The organism is Pseudomonas sp. SIMBA_041 (assembly GCF_046535095.1).
GTDB lineage: Bacteria > Pseudomonadota > Gammaproteobacteria > Pseudomonadales > Pseudomonadaceae > Aquipseudomonas > Aquipseudomonas mucoides.
In genome coordinates, this window is the sequence record NZ_JAWRXJ010000856.1 from 1 (window position 1) to 241 (window position 241).

General features: G+C 58.5%; 1 protein-coding gene. It reads right to left on the minus strand.

The annotated features are described in order from the left end of the window. Window positions 1-241: hypothetical protein (locus tag SB725_RS33565; RefSeq protein WP_410923742.1), on the minus strand; the 241-nt coding region annotated here is incomplete at both ends.

Genomic DNA, 241 nt, shown 5'->3' on the forward strand with positions numbered 1-241 from the left:
GCCCGCGACGCCTGACAGAGAGGTCGTAATGAACAGGTTTTTGAACTCATCAGCCTCGTCCACGAACAGCGCGTCGACGCCCAGTTCGTCGAACGTCACGACACGATCCTTGGCGCCTGTTTCAGCTGCGCGCTTCAGCTTCGCTTCCATGCGATCGCGCGCTTTCTCCATCTGCTTGATCGTCAGGCGGTCGCCCTTCTCCGACTTGATCTGGATGATTGCGTCGGTCAGGTCATCGATC